The sequence below is a fragment of the Salinivibrio proteolyticus genome (assembly GCF_001996165.1).
Lineage (GTDB): Bacteria > Pseudomonadota > Gammaproteobacteria > Enterobacterales > Vibrionaceae > Salinivibrio > Salinivibrio proteolyticus.
This window is the reverse complement of the sequence record NZ_MUFP01000003.1, coordinates 112,702-130,349: the sequence shown is the minus strand read 5'-3', so window position 1 is coordinate 130,349 and position 17,648 is coordinate 112,702. Positions and strand designations below refer to the sequence as shown.

The window sequence follows — 17,648 nt, the reverse complement described above, 5'->3', positions numbered from 1 at the left end:
GCGGGTGAGTGACTTTACCCATCTTTACACCGAATAACGTGACTTTACATCCCAGCCCGTAAGCTAAACAGGTAACCACTCACCACCGGAGAAAAATCATGAAACGTTTCACGATCGGCCTAGCAATAGCCGCCATTGCCCTGCCCACCCTCGCCGCTCCCCACTTTGGCGATAGTATGGACCGCGGGATGTGGCGTGATCTGAACTTAACCGAGGCTCAACAGAATCAATTCCAAGCACTGCGTGATGAGTATCGCACTCAACGCCAGCAGGCACGCGGCGACTTTCAAGCAAAGATGAAAACCTTACTGACCCAAGACACCTTTGATGAGCAGGCAGTGCGTGATTTATTGTCGGCTAATCCACAGCCGAATATTGAACGCCGCGTGGCCCATGCGCGTCATCAACACGCGATGATGCAGGTGCTCACCCCAGAGCAGCAAACCGCGTTCTTTGACGCCATGCATAAAAAGCATGACAAACAAGGCAAAGGGCATCATCGTCATCACGGTAAAAAAGGCGATTGTTCACGTTAAACCTGCGCCGTGTCATACGTTTGCTGTGAATGAGATATATACTGAGGGCAGACTTGATTAACCTGCTGCCCTCGGTATGACAAAAAAGTATGCCTTCTGGGTTGAGGCCGCTGCTTGGGCCGCAACCTGCGTAGCCACCCTATTGCTGATCGCCAAGCTGATTGCTTGGTGGCTGACTGGCTCGGTCAGTGTGCTCGCCTCCTTCGTGGACTCACTACTCGACTTGCTCGCCTCATTAACCAATTTAGTCGTGGTGCGTTATGCCGTGCAACCGGCTGACAATGAACACAGCTTTGGCCATGGTAAGGCTGAGTCATTGGCCGCCTTAGCCCAATCAACCTTTATTGTCGGTTCGGCCTCATTTTTGCTGCTCAGTGGGCTTGAACGTTTGTTCAAGCCTGTACCCATTGCAGCCCCTGAACTCGGGGTCGCTGTGAGTGTGGGGGCAACGCTCGTGACTTTGGGGTTGGTGCTGTTTCAAAAGTGGGTAATTCGTAAAACCGCGAGCCCCGCGATTCGTGCCGATGCGCTGCACTATCAGTCAGATTTGCTGATGAATGTGGCGATCATTGTTGCACTGGTCCTCAGTTGGTATGGATGGACACAAGCCGACGCCTGGTTCGCGATTGGGATCAGTGGCTTTATTTTGTGGCAAGCAATCAAAATGGCCTACGAGGCAGTCCAGTCGTTACTCGACCGGCAAATTCCGCTTGATGATCAGGAACGCATCGCCGTGCTTTCAAGCTCTGTTGCGGGTGTGCGGGGGATCCACCAGCTGCGTACACGCCAAGCTGGGATGACAACGTTTATCCAACTGCACATTGAGCTGGATGACGAGCTACCCTTAGTAGATGCACATACGATTGCCGATGAAGTGGAAGACCGGTTGCTCATTGCATTTCCCGGCGCGGACATCATGATCCACCAAGATCCCGTGTCCGTGGTGGACAAAGAGCGCGCACAATTCTCGTCATCGGCGGTGAACAAAAGCCCACTGGGCTGACATGTATCAACTTTTTAGCGACAGTAATTGTAATACTATTACAGAAGTAGGAAAATTACAGTTTAAGCAATAGTCATTGCGGGTACACTGGGGCAAGTAGGTTGCCATTACCGCAATCGGCGCGAAATAAGTGACCAAAAGTCAGAGGGTAACCATGGTTAGAAAAATTGGTGTTTTGACCAGTGGCGGCGATGCGCCGGGCATGAATGCAGCGATTCGTGGAGTGGTACGTAGCGCACTCACCGAAGGACTCGAAGTTTACGGCATCTATGATGGCTTTCTCGGTTTACACCAAAACCGAATTGAGCGTCTTAACCGCACCAGTGTTTCCGACGTAATTAACCGCGGCGGTACGTTTTTAGGCTCAGCCCGCTTCCCTGAGTTCGCGGACGAGAAAGTACGTGAACAAGCGATCCAAAACCTCAAGATGCACGGTATTGATGCACTGGTGGTAATTGGCGGCGACGGCTCATTCATGGGCGCCAAGAAGCTTACTGAAATGGGCTATCCTTGTATCGGCCTACCCGGCACCATTGACAACGATGTAGCGGGTACTGACTACACCATCGGTTACATGACCGCCTTGAACACCGTTATCGATGCGATTGACCGTCTGCGCGATACCTCATCCTCTCACCAACGTATCTCGATTGTCGAAGTGATGGGCCGCCATTGTGGTGACCTCACCTTGATGGCATCCGTTGCGGGTGGCTGCGAATACATCATTACCCCAGAGACTGGTTTGGATAAAGACAAACTACTGTCGAAAATCAAAGAAGGGATCTACAAGGGTAAGAAACACGCCATTGTCGCTATCACAGAATTGATGACCGACGTAAACGAACTGGCGAAGTTTATCGAGACCGAAACCGGCCGCGAGACCCGAGCAACCATCTTGGGCCATATCCAACGTGGCGGCCAACCGGGTGCCTTTGACCGTATTTTGGCATCCCGCATGGGTGCATATGCCGTCGATCTTCTCCAGCAAGGTGAAGGTGGCCGTTGTGTGGGTATTCAGAACGATAAAATGGTGCATCACGACATCATCGACGCTATTGAAAACATGAAACGTCCATTCCGCCAAGATTTGTACGAAGTAGCAGAAAAGCTGTTTTAATCTCGCTCAATATGCGAACAAAAACGGAGCCACTGGCTCCGTTTTTTTATGGGTCAGACTAAATCCCATCACCAGAGATAAAGGTTTTATGCGAGCCGTTGAACTCTTGGTCCATATCCAAAGACGGCATATGCGAGCTGGGTCGACCCACAATTTTCGCCGGCACACCGGCCACGGTGGTATGGGGCGGAACAGGGTTGAGCACCACAGAGCAGGAGCCGATTTTCGCGCCTTCGCCAATATCGATATTGCCTAAAATCTTCGCCCCTGCGCCAATCATCACCCCTGTGCGGACTTTTGGATGGCGATCGCCACCTTCTTTACCAGTACCGCCCAAGGTCACGTCTTGCAAGATAGAGACATCGTCTTCAATCACCGCGGTTTCGCCGATCACAATTCCAGTGGCATGGTCAAACATAATACCACGCCCGATACAGGCTGCAGGGTGCACATCGACTTGGCATGTCACCGAAATTTGGTTTTGAAGATAGGTCGCGAGCTCCTTGCGGCCTTGACGCCATAACCAATTCGCGACGCGAAAGCCTTGCAACGCATGAAAACCTTTTAGGTATAAAAGTGGCGTTGAATAAAGCTCAACCGCGGGATCACGCTCTACCGTTGCACAAATATCACAGGCGGCTGACTCCGTCACGCAAGCATCATTGGCATAGACTTCTTCGATGACCTCTCGCACCGCCATCGACGGCATCGACGGGGTCGATAGCTTATTCGCCAAAATATAACTTAACGCACTGGCAAGGTTGTCGTGCTTGATAATGGTGGCATGGTAAAAACTCGCCAACATCGGCTCGCGTTCAGCATGCTCGCGCGCTTCCTTTTTCACCGCTTGCCATACGCGGTGTTGCTGGCATTCTTTTCTGGCCTTATTCACTGCCTTCGTCCTTACAAAAATGACCTACAACCAGGACGCATACACGTCCAGTGCCACTGCCAGTGTATAAAAAAAACGCGCGGTTCTCACCCCGCGCGTTTATGTCTGCACTCGCTGGGTGATTATTCCGACTTTTTCTCTCGTGCGAGCAAGTCTTTTGCTGCTTGTTGAGCCGCTTTACCTTGGTAAAGGACTTGATAGATCTGCTCGACAATCGGCATTTCCACGCCCGCGCGTTGCGCCAGCGCCCACACTTCTTTGGTATTGCGGTAACCTTCAACCACTTGACCAATCTTATCTTGCGCGTCTTGAACGCCCTCGCCCTGCCCGAGCGCTAAGCCAAAGCGACGATTTCGAGATTGGTTATCGGTACAAGTAAGCACCAAATCACCGAGTCCAGCCATGCCCATAAAGGTATCGCGTGACGCACCCAGCGCCTCGCCCAAGCGTGTCATTTCAGCAAGCCCTCGGGTGATCAGTGCGGTGCGCGCGTTGGCGCCAAAGCCAATCCCATCGGAGATCCCTGCGCCAATCGCAATCACGTTCTTCACCGCGCCGCCAAGCTGCATGCCGATAAAGTCATGATTACCATAGACGCGAAAGCTGTGCTGACAGTGAATGGTATCTTGTAAGTCACTCACAAATGTTGCATCCGGAGAGGCCACCGAAATCGCGGTAGGCAAGCCCGCCGCCAGCTCTTTGGCGAAGGTGGGACCCGACAAGACCGCAAGCGGGATATTATCGCCCAGTTGTTCCCGAGCCACCTCTTGTAAAAGGCGTCCGGTTTCTGGCTCAAGCCCTTTGGTTGCCCAACACACGCGAGAATCAGCGCGTAGGTAAGGCTTCACCTTACCCAGCACATCACCAAAGACGTGGCTGGGTACCACAACAAGTAGATCGCGGCTGGCATTCACTGCCACCGCTAAGTCAGCACACAAGATCAATGAGTCCGGAAACGCGATGTCAGGCAAAAACGCCTGATTGGCACGATCCGTTTCAAGCTGCGCGATATGCAGGGGATCATGGCCCCACAACACGACATTGGCACCGTTTCTGGCAAGTGAAATCGCCAGTGCTGTGCCGTAAGAGCCTGCGCCTAGTACGGTGATTGCAGCGTCTTGTGTCGGTGCCAACGTGGTCATGGCCAATCCTTACGCTTGTGCGTCTTCGGTTTTTTGCTCGTCAGCTTGCTGTTGCAAGTAGTTCATGAACAGCGCATCAAAGTTAACAGGCGCTAGGTTCAATTGCGGGAAGGTGCCTTTGACGACCAAGCTTGAAATGGTTTCACGTGCATACGGGAAAAGAATGTTCGGGCAGAAGGCACCCAGACAATGTGCCAATTGCGGCGCTTCCATGCCAGTCACCGAGAAAATACCGCCTTGCTGCACTTCACAAAGGAAGGCATTGCTGTCTTGGTTTTTCACTGTCACCGTTAGACGCAGAACCACTTCATAAATGCCTTCGCCTAGCTCACGGCTTTGCGTGTCGAGATCCAAGTTAACGTCTGGCGCCCAATCTTGTTGGAACACTTCCGGCGAGTTTGGCGCTTCGAAAGACACATCTTTCAAAAACACGCGTTGGATTGCAAAGTTTTGCTCGGCTTGTTGATTGGTTTCTGCTTCAGCCATGATGGTTAATCCTTACTTTAAATTGGCTCAATGTGCCCAGCACATTAAAAAAAGCGAGCCGCCGCGTCATGCGACCGCTCGATATTTGAGTTGATGATCACTTTTTCTTCTTGGCTTTGCCCTTGCTGCTTTTGGCGCGAACCAGTGGCATATTGGCATCATTCCAAGAGGTGAGACCATCTTTCAGTACATACACAGTGTCAAATCCAGCTTTGACTAGCTGGTTAGCGCTTTCTGCCGCCGTTTGACCTGTTTTACATACCACAATGATGGGGTCATTTTTGTGTTTTTCAAGCTCACCCAGTGCGTTCGATTTGATTTCACTCGGCAAGAGGTTGATCGCACCGGTGATGTGGCCAGCACGGTACTCATCACGACTACGGATATCGACAAACACACCGTTTTCACGGTTGGTGATGATCGCCGCTTGGTTCGGCACAACCACTTTGTATGCCGCGGTTTTCTGCTTAATTAAGGACATCAGCAGTGCTGCGGCCAAACCTACCCATGCCAAAGTGAGGAGCATGTTGTTGGAGACGAAATCGATATATTCCTGCATAATCTTTGCTCTATACTGCTTGCTGACTCGCGTCGCGAGAATCCATCAAGGGGTGAAAAATGGTGTCGAGTATAACTTGCTCGCCATGGTTTTACAGCCTGTCCGCGCAAATCCGCGCGCTCGCTCACTTGCCGAATCACTCGCACGGTTTTACCCACCTGCTCAATAACTTGAAAAGAAAGAAGGTTTCACCAATAGCAGAAATCGAGCAAAGCCATTCGCAAGCAGACTGGATCTTCGCCATAATGAGGGGACTCAAGGGGCATTGGCAAGTCTAACGGTCAACTTGTCAGCGGGGATAATTGATCTTAGCCTACATATCGCGGCGTAAAATGTAGTAAAATTACGCTCATTCAATGACCATTGAGTCATGCTGCTACTCAGCTCGGGTCGGCATCAAGCCTCAGTGGTTGTCTTATGGCAGCCAATGTCAGTCTTTAGCTTGAATTGAGAGGACGTAATATGTCTGCAAAAAAACCACTAGCACTGGTGATTCTCGATGGTTGGGGTTATCGCGATCCACAAAGCGATAACGCGATTACCAACGCCAACACTCCAGTACTCGATAGCCTAATGGCCGCTAACAGTACCTTGATCTCTGCATCAGGTTTCGATGTGGGCCTACCGGATGGGCAAATGGGTAACTCAGAAGTGGGACACGTGAACATTGGTGCCGGCCGCGTGGTTTACCAAGACTTGACTCGGATCACCAAATCCATTGCAGATGGTGAATTTAACCAAACGCCAGCGCTGACTGCTGCGGTTGATAAAGCGGTAGACAAAGGCAAAGCGGTTCACATTATGGGTCTGATGTCGCCAGGCGGTGTACACAGTCATGAAGACCATATTGCAGCTATGGTTGAGCTTGCCGCTGAACGCGGTGCCGACCAAATCTACCTGCACTGCTTCCTCGACGGGCGTGATACGCCACCACGCAGCGCCAAAGCATCACTTGAGCGTTTTGATGCTCTATTTGCCAAACTCGGTAAAGGCCGTATTGCGTCTTTGGTGGGCCGTTACTACGCGATGGACCGTGACAACAACTGGGATCGTGTTGAGCGCGCTTATGATGTGCTTACCCAAGCCCACGGCGAGTTCACTGCCACCAGCGCGGTTGAGGGCCTAGAAGCTGCGTACGCCCGTGAAGAAAATGATGAGTTTGTCGCGCCGACCGAAATTTATCGCGACGGTGATAACAAAGCGACCATCAACGACGGCGATGCAGTGATCTTCATGAACTTCCGTGCCGACCGTGCGCGTCAAATGACCCGCGCCTTTATGCCGGATTTCGATGGCTTTACGCGTAAAAAATACGCCGAGCTGTCTGACTTTGTGATGCTGACAGAATATGCGGCCGACATCGATACCACGGTCGCATTCCCACCAGAGAGCTTGTCTAACACCTTGGGTGAGTGGCTCTCGAAAAACGGCAAAACCCAGCTGCGCATCTCAGAAACTGAGAAGTACGCTCATGTGACTTTCTTCTTTAACGGCGGCATCGAGACCGTGTTTGAAGGCGAAGAGCGTGCGTTGGTTGCTTCACCAAAAGTAGCAACCTACGATCTGCAGCCAGAAATGAGTTCAGAAGAGTTGACTGACAAGCTCGTTGCGGCCATCAAGTCTGGCAAGTTCGACATGATTATCTGTAACTATCCGAACGGCGACATGGTCGGTCACACTGGCGTGTACGATGCCGCGGTGAAGGCATGTGAAGCGGTAGACCATTGCATTGGTCGCGTGCTGGAAGCGATCAACGAAGTGGACGGTCAGATGCTGATCACTGCCGACCACGGTAACGCCGAGATGATGGTGGATCCAAACACTGGTGGCGCTTACACCGCGCACACCAATTTGCCAGTGCCACTGATGTATGTGGGCAGCAAAGACATCACGTTGAAAGAAGGCGGTAAGCTGTCTGATCTGGCCCCAACCATGCTGGCCTTGACCGGTATGGATATTCCAGAAGAGATGACTGGCAAGCCGGTGTTCGATCTGAAATAATCCCCTCATGCGGGAGAAACGAACACGCTTTTTGACAGCCCTCCGCGCCAGTGCCTTGTGCACTGGCGTTTTTCTGTGCCTGCTCACTTTTTCAACTAGCGCCAATTCCCAGTTGGAAGGCGTCAGTGATGAAATCGCTCGCCAACAATCGCAATTGGCCGCACACAACAAAAAACTGAATCACCTGCAACGCGATTTAAAAGCGCAAGCCACGCGTATTGAAACGCTATCGAAACGGATTCGCTCTGCACAGAGCGTTCTTGGTGATACAGAAGCCGAGATTGAGACACTCACTAAAAAACAGTCCCGTCTCCAACAGGAGATGATTGGCCAGCAAGCCTTACTGGCCGACTTACTGGACGCACAATACCGCCAAGGCCAACACGATCAACTCCAGCGCCTACTCAGTGGCGATGATATTGCACAATTAGACCGACTCACACGCTATGCCGAAACCTTGGCTCAGTCTCGTCAAGCTGCGATTGAGTCCCTCGCCGCGACACGCACCGAATATCAGTTAACCGCGCACCAGCTGAAACAACAACGCGATAAGCAGGCTGCCTTGGTGGCCGAACTGCAAGAGAAAAAGCGGGATTTAGAAAGCGAGCAAACCGCACAAAGTCAAACGGCGAAAAAAATCCGCACACAAATTGCCAGTGACAGTGCCTACCTTGCGGAACTCAACGCGAACAAACAACGTTTACAAGAAGAAATCGCCGCGGCGGCACGACGCGCCACCGTGAAGATGGCAGGGATTGCGAATGCCAAAGGCAAGCTCACTTGGCCCGTTAAAGGCACGTTATTACACCGTTTTGGCGAACGTCAGTCCGGCCAAGTCAGTTGGAACGGTGTGGTGATTGGCGCCAAGCGCGGCACCGAAGTGAAAGCGGCGCATGCGGGTAAAGTGGTTCTATCGAGCTGGTTGCGTGGCTATGGCCTATTGATTGCCGTAGACCACGGTAAAGGTGACATGACCTTGTATGGTTATAACCAAGCTTTGCTAAAAGATGTGGGCGATACGGTGACCGCCGGTGAGCCTATCGCCTTGGTCGGCGACAGCGGTGGCCAATCCACCCCTTCCTTGTATTTCGAAATTCGCCGCAAAGGCAACACCACCAATCCACTCCCTTGGCTGAATTAAAAACGCCCACCAAATAAGTGGGCGTGCTCGTGTTTTGCGCGCTTCAGCGCTGCTACACCAGAGGCATTAACGCTGCCAATCGAGGATCACTTTCCCTGATTGCCCTGAACACATCACATCAAAGCCTTGTTGGAAGTCATCCACGCTGTAGTGATGGGTGATGATCGGGGTTAAATCCAAGCCAGATTGAATTAACGATGCCATCTTGTACCAGGTTTCGAACATCTCGCGGCCGTAGATACCTTTGATCACGAGCCCTTTAAAGATCACCTGATTCCAATCAATGCCCATATCACTCGGTGGGATGCCAAGAAGCGCAATCTTGCCACCGTGGTTCATGGCTGCCAGCATGCTATTAAACGCCGTCGGCACCCCAGACATTTCGAGGCCAACATCAAAACCTTCGGTCATGCCAAGCTCTTCCATCACCGACTCCAGAGATGACTCAGCCACATTGACCGCACGTGTGACACCCATCTTACGAGCAAGCTCGAGGCGATATTCATTCACGTCGGTGATCACCACATGACGCGCCCCAACATGACGGGCCACCGCAGCGGCCATGATGCCAATCGGCCCCGCGCCGGTGATCAACACGTCTTCGCCCACCAAATCAAAGGATAGCGCCGTATGCACCGCATTGCCGAATGGGTCGAAAATCGAGGCTAAGTCATCAGAGATCTCATCGGGAATTTTGAACGCGTTAAACGCTGGGATCACCAGATACTCTGCGAAGGCACCTTCACGGTTAACTCCCACACCAACGGTGTTGCGACATAAGTGAGTGCGACCACCACGACAGTTACGGCAGTGTCCACAAGTGATATGCCCTTCTCCTGAAACCCGATCGCCCAGAGAGAAGCCACGCACTTCTTGACCAATGCCGACCACTTCACCGACATACTCATGGCCAACTACCATAGGAACCGGAATGGTCTTTTGCGACCACTCATCCCATTTGTAAATGTGCACGTCGGTGCCACAGATAGCCGTTTTGCGAATTTTGATCAGTAGATCGTTATGCCCCAGCTCGGGAAGCTCGGTCTCCGTCATCCAAATGCCGGGCTCCGCTTTGAGTTTCGCCAAAGCTTTCATGGTTGTTTGTGTCATAACATTACCCAATCAGTTGCATCTCTTTGCCTACTTTAATGAAAGCATCAATGGCTCGGTCCAATTGCTCACGCGTATGCGCGGCTGACATCTGGGTGCGGATACGTGCTTGACCTTTCGGTACCACTGGGTAGGAGAAGCCAACCACATAGACGCCCTCTTTCATCATGCGCTCGGCAAACTCACTGGCCACTTTGGCATCGCCAAGCATCACAGGAATAATAGCGTGATCAGCCCCTGCTAGCGTAAATCCAGCTTCCGTCATGCGTGCACGGAAGTGCTTGCTGTTGTCCCAAAGCTGCTCACGCAAGTGGTCACTTTCGGCCAGCATATCCAGTACGCGAATAGAGGCAGACACAATCGCAGGAGCCAGCGAGTTGGAGAAAAGGTAGGGACGCGAACGCTGACGCAGCCAATCGATCACCTCTTTTTTGCCTGACGTGTAGCCCCCTGACGCGCCGCCCATGGCTTTACCCAAGGTGCCGGTGATGATGTCGACACGATCCATCACTTGATGATACTCGTGCGTACCTCGGCCATGCTCGCCCATAAAACCAACCGCGTGGGAATCATCCACCATGACTAGTGCGCCATATTGCTCCGCCAGATCGCACACAGCTGGTAAGTTCGCCACCACGCCGTCCATCGAGAAGACACCATCAGTCACAATCAAGATATTCGCCACACCGGCGGCTTTCGCGGCTTTAAGCTGGGCTTCCAGTTCGTCCATATCGTTGTTGGCATAACGGAATCGCTTCGCTTTACACAAGCGTACGCCATCGATAATTGACGCATGGTTTAGCGCATCAGAAATAATGGCATCGTCAGGGCCGAGAATGGTCTCGAATAACCCCGCGTTGGCATCAAAGCATGAGGAATATAGGATGGTATCTTCCATCCCGAGAAAGTCAGATAACTTGGCTTCCAAGGTTTTGTGTGCATCTTGCGTCCCACAAATAAACCGCACCGACGCCATACCAAAACCGTGCTCATCCATCCCTGCCTTGGCAGCCTTGAGCAACTCAGGATGATTCGCCAACCCCAAGTAGTTATTGGCGCAAAAGTTCAGTACCTGCTGCTCATGATTAACGGCGACACTGGCCGCTTGTGGCGAGGTAATAAGACGTTCACTTTTGTACAAGCCATCAGCTTTTACTTGCTCAAGCTGATGACGAATTTGCTGATAGAAGGCAGCCGTCATCGCAATCTCCATGCTGTGATGATTACTTTAGGAAGGTCGCTGCCTACAGTGGCAGCGAATGATGGCGGCTATCATGGCACGTTAAATACCCGGGTGCCAATAAGGGATGTCAGACAGTGATTCATATCGTGTAATCGCTGTCATCTTGTTTGAATATCGCGCAGCTAGGCAGGCAAACCGTCGAGCTACTCAGTTCAGCGTGTCTAAAGCATGCTTATCTTGGCGAACTAATTGCTTGCGATAGTGGTCTATTAATACACCAATGGCGGCTTGCCCTTGTGCGGTAGTTAAGGGCCTGAGGAGCTCTAGCATTTGCAGCACGCCTTTATAAATCACCCCCGCGTGAATTTGCGTTTGGGGAGCCTGGGCGCTTTGGTAAAAAATCCAGCTCGACGCCACCAACTTCAGGGTTTCGCCAACGGCACTAAGGGCACTTTCATCCAGCGCGAGCCAGCCTGCTTGGCTATAGTGTTGAAGTATGGTCATTAAATTAACTTGCAGCTGTTGCTGGGCGGCCAAGTACTTTTGTTGCAAAGCTTCATCTCGGCGCAGGATGTCGGGCAGGTTGGCGTAAAAAAACCGATACCGCCACATCAGGCTAAACGTCGCGTCTAAATAATGCTGCAACAGGGCTTGGGTATCGTCGCGGGGCTGATGAGGATCAAACGCCAAGGCGAGATCTTGCGCGTATTGGTCGAATATACTGTGTATAATCGCCTCTTTATTGCGAAAGTGATAGTAAAGGTTGCCCGGGCTGATACCGAGGTCAGCCGCTATATGGTTTGTGGTAATATTTGGCTCGCCGTGTTGATTGAACAAAGCCAGTGCAGCATGGATAATTCGATCGCGGGTTTTCATGTATGGTTCTGTCCTCTGCCCGGTTGATGCTAAACCATACTATCACAGACAACAGCGAAGGCGACGGCGTCTGTCGTCAGGCAAAAATTTAGGTAATGATATGATAATTGTGACAGGTGGCGCCGGCATGATCGGCAGCAACTTAGTAAAAGCACTCAACCAGCAAGGCTATCGCGATATTGTGGTGGTCGATAACCTAAAAGACGGCACCAAGTTCGCTAACCTCGTTGATCTCGATATCGCCGACTACATGGATAAAGACGATTTCCTTACCCAAATTATGGCGGGTGATGATTTTGGTCCTATTGAAGCGGTTTTCCACCAAGGCGCCTGTTCTGCCACCACCGAGTGGGATGGTAAGTACATGATGCTCAATAACTATGAGTACTCCAAAGAGCTACTCCATTATTGTATTGAGCGGGATATTCCATTCTTATACGCCTCGTCAGCAGCCACTTACGGCGGCCGCGACAGCGATTTCATTGAATCGCCCGACTATGAAGGGGCACTCAATGTCTATGGCTATTCGAAGCAGCAATTCGATAACTATGTTCGTCGCGTATGGGACGATGCGGCAGCCCATGGTGAAACACTGCCACCTATCACCGGCTTTCGCTACTTTAATGTGTATGGCCCGCGCGAGCAGCACAAAGGCAGTATGGCCTCAGTGGCCTACCACCTTAACCAACAAATCCTAAATGGTGAAAATCCCAAGCTTTTTGAAGGCAGTGATACCTTCAAACGTGATTTTGTCTATGTCGGCGATGTTTGCSCGATGAATATCTGGTTCTGGCAGCAGCAAGTCTCTGGGATTTTTAACTGCGGTACCGGCCGTGCTGAGCCATTCAGCGCCGTTGCCAATGCAGTGATCGCGTTTCACGGCAAAGGCGAAATCGAAGAAATTCCATTTCCTGCCCACCTGAAAGGCCGTTACCAAGCCTACACGCAAGCCGATCTCACCAAGGTTCGAGAGGCTGGCTACACCGCAACATTTAAAACCGTTGCTGAAGGTGTTGCCGCGTACTTGGCCGAAATTAATCGCTAATAACAATAGTTCGCCCCAGTGAGGCTGGGGCGTGAGAAAGAGCAATGACAAAACAGCGACACGATTACGACGCGCATGCTTACAACCCAGAATTTTCGCGGGCCTATCTGGCGCCAAAATACTGGGGCACATGGCTGATGCTTTTGGTTGCCCTTCCCGTTTGTTTACTCACTCCGGCTAAGGCGAAGTACCGTTTTTCTCGCTGGGTCGCCAACAAACTGGTAGCAAAGAAAAAGGGCACTATTTTAAATGCATGGCTTAACCTCGAAGCCTGCTTTCCTGACAAATCCGCCGAGGCACGTCAGGCGATTTTGGTAGAAACCTTAACCACGGCTGGGGCCTTTTTGCTTAGCTTTCCGCTGATCACCTTGCGAAGCCGCYATTGGTTTCAACACCACTGTGACGTCGCGGGCATGGAGAACATCACTCGCCACACGGATAATGACGAAGCGGTGATCCTTTTTGTGCCCCACACATGGGCCATTGATGCCGCGGCCATTCTGTTTGCTTCTCAAGGACTGCCGGTGGCGGCCTTTTCGAAACGACAAAAGAATCGCCTGCTGGATTGGCTGATGCATCGCCAACGCGTGCAATACGGCGGGAACTGCTACGAGCGTGAGGCCGGTATTAAACCTTTTATTCGCGCAGTTAAACGCGGATTCCTGGGTTACTACTTGCCTGATGAAGATATGCGTGATGAAAGCAGCGAATTCGTGCCGTTTTTTGCCACCACCAAAGCCACCTTGCCGAGTTTAGGCAAGCTAAGCAAAGTGACCCGTTCCCATATCGTCCCGGTACTGTCCGGCTTTAATGCCCAAACAGGGCGATTTACCATCACCGTTTATCCCGCATTCAACGACTTTCCTACTGGTGAAAGTCAGACAGATGCACGCGCTATGAATGCACAAATCGAGACAATGTTAGAAGGACAGTTAGACCAATATATGTGGATTCTTCAGCTTCTCCGGACTCGAGAAGATGGCCGCAACATTTATCAAGAAGCAAAAAAGAAGGCGGCAGCATGACGAATATACTGGTCATTGGTCCCTCTTGGGTAGGCGATATGGTGATGTCACAATCACTGTATAAATCCATTAAACAACAGCATCCTAACGCCAAGATTGATGTAATGGCGCCTGCTTGGTGTGCCCCAATTTTGGCACGCATGCCAGAGGTCAATCGCAGCATTGAGATGCCGCTCGGCCATGGCGAATTTGCGCTCGGTAAACGTCGCCAATTGGGTAAAGCACTCACAAAGCACCATTATGATCACGCCTACGTATTGCCTAATTCGGCCAAATCGGCACTGATCCCTTGGTTTGCCAATATTCCAGTGCGCACAGGCTGGAAAGGTGAAATGCGGTATGGCTTGCTGAATGACTTACGCCCCAACAAAAAAGCCTTTCAGTACATGGTTGAGCGTTATGTCGCATTGGCTCACCCTCGAGCTGAGATGCAAAGCTCGGCCTCACTCGGCGGTCTTGAAGGCCTGCCAAAGCCTGAGTTAACCATTGACCCTGACGCACAAGCGGCCGTGGTCAAAAAACTGGGGCTGAATCAAGATAWGCCCGTGCTTGGTTTATGCCCAGGGGCCGAGTTTGGCCCAGCGAAAAAGTGGCCCGAACGACACTATGCCGCGGTCGCACAAGCGATGATTGCACAAGGCTACCAAGTGTGGCTATTCGGCTCGGCAAAAGACGTTGAAACCTGTGAAAACATTGCCGCACTGTCTGGCCAGCAAGATAACATGTATGTGTTAGCGGGAAAAACCAGCCTGATTGAAGCCGTTGACTTACTCGGCGCCTGCCAAACTGTGGTCAGCAACGACTCGGGCTTAATGCATATCGCTGCCGCGGTAAATTGTCATGTGATTGCAGTATACGGCTCCACGTCGCCGGAATATACGCCCCCATTAACCCATAAGGTCGATATTATGCACACCGATATCGACTGCCGCCCATGCTTTAAACGCGAATGTCCGTTAGGGCATTTAAAATGTTTAAACGATTTGGACCCTGACCAAGTAGTAACTAGGATCCTCCAATGAACCAAGTCACAGCCCCATCGTTTTTTAATTTATTTGAAGACAAGCGCTATTATCACTTAGCGCGCCTTTTTCTTTTTGGCTATGCCCTGACTGCCGTTGCGTTTCCGGACGCTGGCGAGTTATTTCGTGCACTCTTTCTCACGCTGAGTGTGCCATTATTAATTACACACCGACACTTTCTTAAGAAAGATGTCTTTTTTTGGATATTTGTTGGTGCAATAGTGATTCAAGGATTAGGATGGCTCAATGGAACCATTCATATTCCGCAACTCGCCAATGATTACCCACACTTTGATAGATTAGCGAAGTTATTTATATTTATACCGATTGGCTTAGTACTTCAAGGTAATAGCAAAGCCGCCATTACAACACTGGTACTTTTTGCTATCGGTATTTTTATTGCTTGTGTTACACAAAGTGACTTTCGCCATCAAGTCGATTTGGCATTGCAGCTTAGGCGCGTCAGCTTTGGTTTGAAAAACGCGCAATTTACCTCCATGTTTGCAGGAACCGTCGTCTTAGTTTGCTTTGGACTATTTTTTGCCGTCAAGCATGCAAAGACAAGCTTTAAAGTAAAAAGTATATTGAGTTTACTTTTAATAACCGCACTTGCTTTTTCTGTTGTGCTTGCCATCGTCAGCCAATCTCGTCAAGTCTGGCTTGCCATGGTTGCGGTTATGTTTATGTTGCCGCTGATACTTACCCTGTCAGGGATCATAAAGTCAAAAAAATCGGTATTTATTAGCTACGCCATTGTCCTACTCGTTTTGCTCGCCGCATCCCAGTCCGAATACATTCAAAGCCGAGCGTCAGAAGAGCAATCGGTCTTGACCAAGGTGATATCCGGTGACTGGGATAATATTCCAATGACAAGTATCGGAATACGCATCAATTCATGGCTTGACGCTTCGAAAAGTATTGCTGAGCACCCTATCCTAGGATTGGGTGAAAATGGGATCAAGCATGTCATTACTTCATCAGATAAACTGATGGCGTTAAAAAATAGCACGAGTGGTTCTTTAAAAGATCTTGCCCATTTGCATAGCAATCACATTGAGTTGCTGGTCGCATACGGCATCATCGGTTTTGCGCTTATATTAGCGCTGTATATTCTACCTTGTATAAAGGCCTACAAAGGCTATCAAGCTGGTATGACGCCTCAATGGACGCTCATCCTTGCGCTATGTTTCTACCTCTTTTGGTTTATCATCAATGGATTTGAAACCTTTAATAGTCGTAGCTATGGCGTGTTTAGCTTTGTGGTTATCTCAGGGGTTGTATACAGTCTTACTCAAGTAAAGCGACTAAAAAGAGATAATGACTGATGCGTATTGCTGTGGTTGTTAACTGCTTAAAACTCGGCGGCATGGAGCGTGTCGCTGTGAACCTTGCAGAAGCGTTTACTGCTCAAGGGCATGAGGCAACGCTCATTTACTTAAAAGATCGTCCCATCGATATCCAGCCTAACGAAAAGGTAGACGTTCAGCTGTTTAACCTTAAAAAGGCAGCGATGACGACAGGGATTGGCGCACTTTACTACCTACTCTGTAAGCTTATAAATAGCGTGGTGAGTAAATCATTCCCGCTATTATTTGCTTATTTGACTGGCTATTTCTTTCAAAAAAAGCTTAAAAAGCTAGAGGCTGAGAAGGGCAAGTTCGATTTAATCATTTTTCGCGGACAAGGCACCTTCGAGCAACTTTGGCCTCTTCAAGACCCGCGCTTTGTCTACGTCTGTGAAAACATTATAAAACCCAGCCATTACGGTGCATTTTCAAATCGGGTTTATCACGCACTCTTTGATCACAAAAGCATCGTTTGTGTCTCTGATGGCGCTCATGAAAGTTTTCAAGCACTTAAACAACAGTACGCACTCTCTCCCTCTCATTCTCAGGTGATCAGTAACCCTAATAACGCGGCCTATATTCGTCAACAAGCGGAGAGGGATGAGCCGGACATGCATCCTCGCCCGTTTATACTCGGCTTGGGGCGCCTCACTCAAGTGAAGAATTTCACCCTGTTAGTGGATGCCTATTCCCAGTTAATTGCAGAGCATCATGTCACGCATGATCTTGTCATTGTGGGAGAAGGCAAAGACAGGGAAAACATTGAAGCACGCGTCAAGCAACTCGGTATCGAGGATCGTGTTTTCTTTAAAGGCGCTCGCAAGAACCCCTTCCCTTGGTTTAAGCAAGCCGACTTGTTTGTGCTCAGCTCACGGTTTGAAGGGCTGGGAATGGTCCTACTCGAAGCCTTAGCCTGTAACACTCGCATCGTTTGCACGGACTCAGAAGGTGGAGTAAGACAAATTATGTCTGGTGAGTTGGCACACTATCTTTGTGAGCAAGCACCCGCTGACATGGCTGAAAAAATGCACATTGCTCTAACGCATCATTGGAGTCCATCTGAACAGACTGCCATAGAGAATAAGCTCGCAGAGTTCAGTCAAGAAAACATCGTGCAAAAATACAAAGCGCTGTACCACAATAATATTCAATAAAAATCGATAT

The 17,648-nt window shown here is 50.4% G+C and carries 17 protein-coding genes; 10 read left to right on the top strand and 7 right to left on the bottom strand.

Features of this window, described 5'->3' with window-relative positions; translation table 11 throughout:
* The first annotated feature begins 98 nt into the window (after nt 1-98).
* From BZJ19_RS02915 to pfkA, 3 genes are all read left to right on the top strand, one after another.
* Nucleotides 99-536 (top strand): Spy/CpxP family protein refolding chaperone, encoded by a 438-nt coding sequence (locus BZJ19_RS02915; protein ID WP_077674560.1) that lies wholly within the window; start codon nt 99-101, stop codon nt 534-536.
* Nucleotides 537-612: 76 nt separating this feature from the next.
* Nucleotides 613-1,539, top strand: a complete 927-nt coding sequence (fieF, locus tag BZJ19_RS02910) for a CDF family cation-efflux transporter FieF (RefSeq protein ID WP_077674559.1) — start codon at nt 613-615, stop codon at nt 1,537-1,539.
* Between the two features lie 154 nt (nt 1,540-1,693).
* Nucleotides 1,694-2,656 (top strand): 6-phosphofructokinase, encoded by a 963-nt coding sequence (pfkA, locus tag BZJ19_RS02905; RefSeq protein ID WP_069590862.1) that lies wholly within the window; start codon nt 1,694-1,696, stop codon nt 2,654-2,656.
* 58 nt (nt 2,657-2,714) lie between these two features.
* On the opposite strand, the gene cysE is transcribed toward pfkA, so the two are convergent.
* The 4 genes from cysE to BZJ19_RS02885 all read right to left on the bottom strand — a co-directional run bounded on the left by cysE (nt 2,715) and on the right by BZJ19_RS02885 (nt 5,735).
* Entirely contained in the window at nt 2,715-3,548 is an 834-nt protein-coding gene (gene cysE, locus BZJ19_RS02900; protein WP_069590864.1) for a serine O-acetyltransferase, read from the bottom strand.
* Between the two features lie 122 nt (nt 3,549-3,670).
* The gene (gene gpsA, locus BZJ19_RS02895) at nt 3,671-4,690 is read right to left on the bottom strand and encodes an NAD(P)H-dependent glycerol-3-phosphate dehydrogenase (protein WP_077674558.1); all 1,020 of its coding nucleotides are present in this window, start codon (nt 4,688-4,690) and stop codon (nt 3,671-3,673) included.
* Between the two features lie 9 nt (nt 4,691-4,699).
* Nucleotides 4,700-5,176, bottom strand: coding sequence for a protein-export chaperone SecB (gene secB / locus BZJ19_RS02890; protein WP_069590868.1), 477 nt, complete (start codon nt 5,174-5,176; stop codon nt 4,700-4,702).
* A 97-nt stretch (nt 5,177-5,273) separates the two neighbouring features.
* Nucleotides 5,274-5,735, bottom strand: coding sequence for a rhodanese-like domain-containing protein (locus tag BZJ19_RS02885; protein ID WP_077674557.1), 462 nt, complete (start codon nt 5,733-5,735; stop codon nt 5,274-5,276).
* A gap of 462 nt (nt 5,736-6,197) precedes the next feature.
* On the opposite strand from BZJ19_RS02885, the gene gpmM reads away from it, so the two are divergent.
* Both gpmM and BZJ19_RS02870 read left to right on the top strand, forming a co-directional pair.
* Nucleotides 6,198-7,736, top strand: coding sequence for a 2,3-bisphosphoglycerate-independent phosphoglycerate mutase (gene gpmM / locus BZJ19_RS02875; protein WP_077674555.1), 1,539 nt, complete (start codon nt 6,198-6,200; stop codon nt 7,734-7,736).
* A 31-nt stretch (nt 7,737-7,767) separates the two neighbouring features.
* Nucleotides 7,768-8,877 (top strand): peptidoglycan DD-metalloendopeptidase family protein, encoded by a 1,110-nt coding sequence (locus BZJ19_RS02870; RefSeq protein WP_235608132.1) that lies wholly within the window; start codon nt 7,768-7,770, stop codon nt 8,875-8,877.
* A 66-nt stretch (nt 8,878-8,943) separates the two neighbouring features.
* On the opposite strand, the gene tdh is transcribed toward BZJ19_RS02870, so the two are convergent.
* The 3 genes from tdh to BZJ19_RS02855 all read right to left on the bottom strand — a co-directional run bounded on the left by tdh (nt 8,944) and on the right by BZJ19_RS02855 (nt 12,046).
* Nucleotides 8,944-9,972, bottom strand: coding sequence for an L-threonine 3-dehydrogenase (gene tdh, locus BZJ19_RS02865; RefSeq protein ID WP_102136096.1), 1,029 nt, complete (start codon nt 9,970-9,972; stop codon nt 8,944-8,946).
* 19 nt (nt 9,973-9,991) lie between these two features.
* Nucleotides 9,992-11,188: a glycine C-acetyltransferase gene (locus BZJ19_RS02860; protein WP_077674552.1), complete on the bottom strand. Its 1,197-nt coding sequence runs from the start codon at nt 11,186-11,188 to the stop codon at nt 9,992-9,994.
* 189 nt (nt 11,189-11,377) lie between these two features.
* On the bottom strand, nt 11,378-12,046 hold the full coding sequence (locus BZJ19_RS02855; RefSeq protein WP_069590877.1) for a TetR/AcrR family transcriptional regulator: 669 nt from the start codon (nt 12,044-12,046) through the stop codon (nt 11,378-11,380).
* A gap of 100 nt (nt 12,047-12,146) precedes the next feature.
* Here BZJ19_RS02855 and rfaD point away from each other — a divergent pair, with 100 nt between their 5' ends.
* From rfaD to BZJ19_RS02830, 5 genes are read left to right on the top strand one after another with little or no spacing between them, the layout of a single operon-like run.
* Complete coding sequence (gene rfaD / locus BZJ19_RS02850; RefSeq protein WP_077674551.1) at nt 12,147-13,091, top strand: ADP-glyceromanno-heptose 6-epimerase; 945 nt, start codon at nt 12,147-12,149, stop codon at nt 13,089-13,091.
* A gap of 44 nt (nt 13,092-13,135) precedes the next feature.
* Nucleotides 13,136-14,116: a lipid A biosynthesis (KDO)2-(lauroyl)-lipid IVA acyltransferase gene (locus tag BZJ19_RS02845; protein WP_077674550.1), complete on the top strand. Its 981-nt coding sequence runs from the start codon at nt 13,136-13,138 to the stop codon at nt 14,114-14,116.
* A complete protein-coding gene (gene waaF / locus BZJ19_RS02840) occupies nt 14,113-15,138 on the top strand; it encodes a lipopolysaccharide heptosyltransferase II (protein ID WP_077674549.1) in 1,026 nt (341 codons plus the stop codon). Before BZJ19_RS02845 ends, waaF begins: the two co-directional genes overlap by 4 nt.
* Entirely contained in the window at nt 15,135-16,463 is a 1,329-nt protein-coding gene (locus tag BZJ19_RS02835; protein ID WP_077674548.1) for an O-antigen ligase family protein, read from the top strand. Before waaF ends, BZJ19_RS02835 begins: the two co-directional genes overlap by 4 nt.
* Nucleotides 16,463-17,638: a glycosyltransferase gene (locus BZJ19_RS02830; protein ID WP_077674547.1), complete on the top strand. Its 1,176-nt coding sequence runs from the start codon at nt 16,463-16,465 to the stop codon at nt 17,636-17,638. The genes BZJ19_RS02835 and BZJ19_RS02830 overlap by 1 nt, the downstream gene beginning before the upstream one ends.
* Nucleotides 17,639-17,648 lie beyond the last annotated feature (10 nt).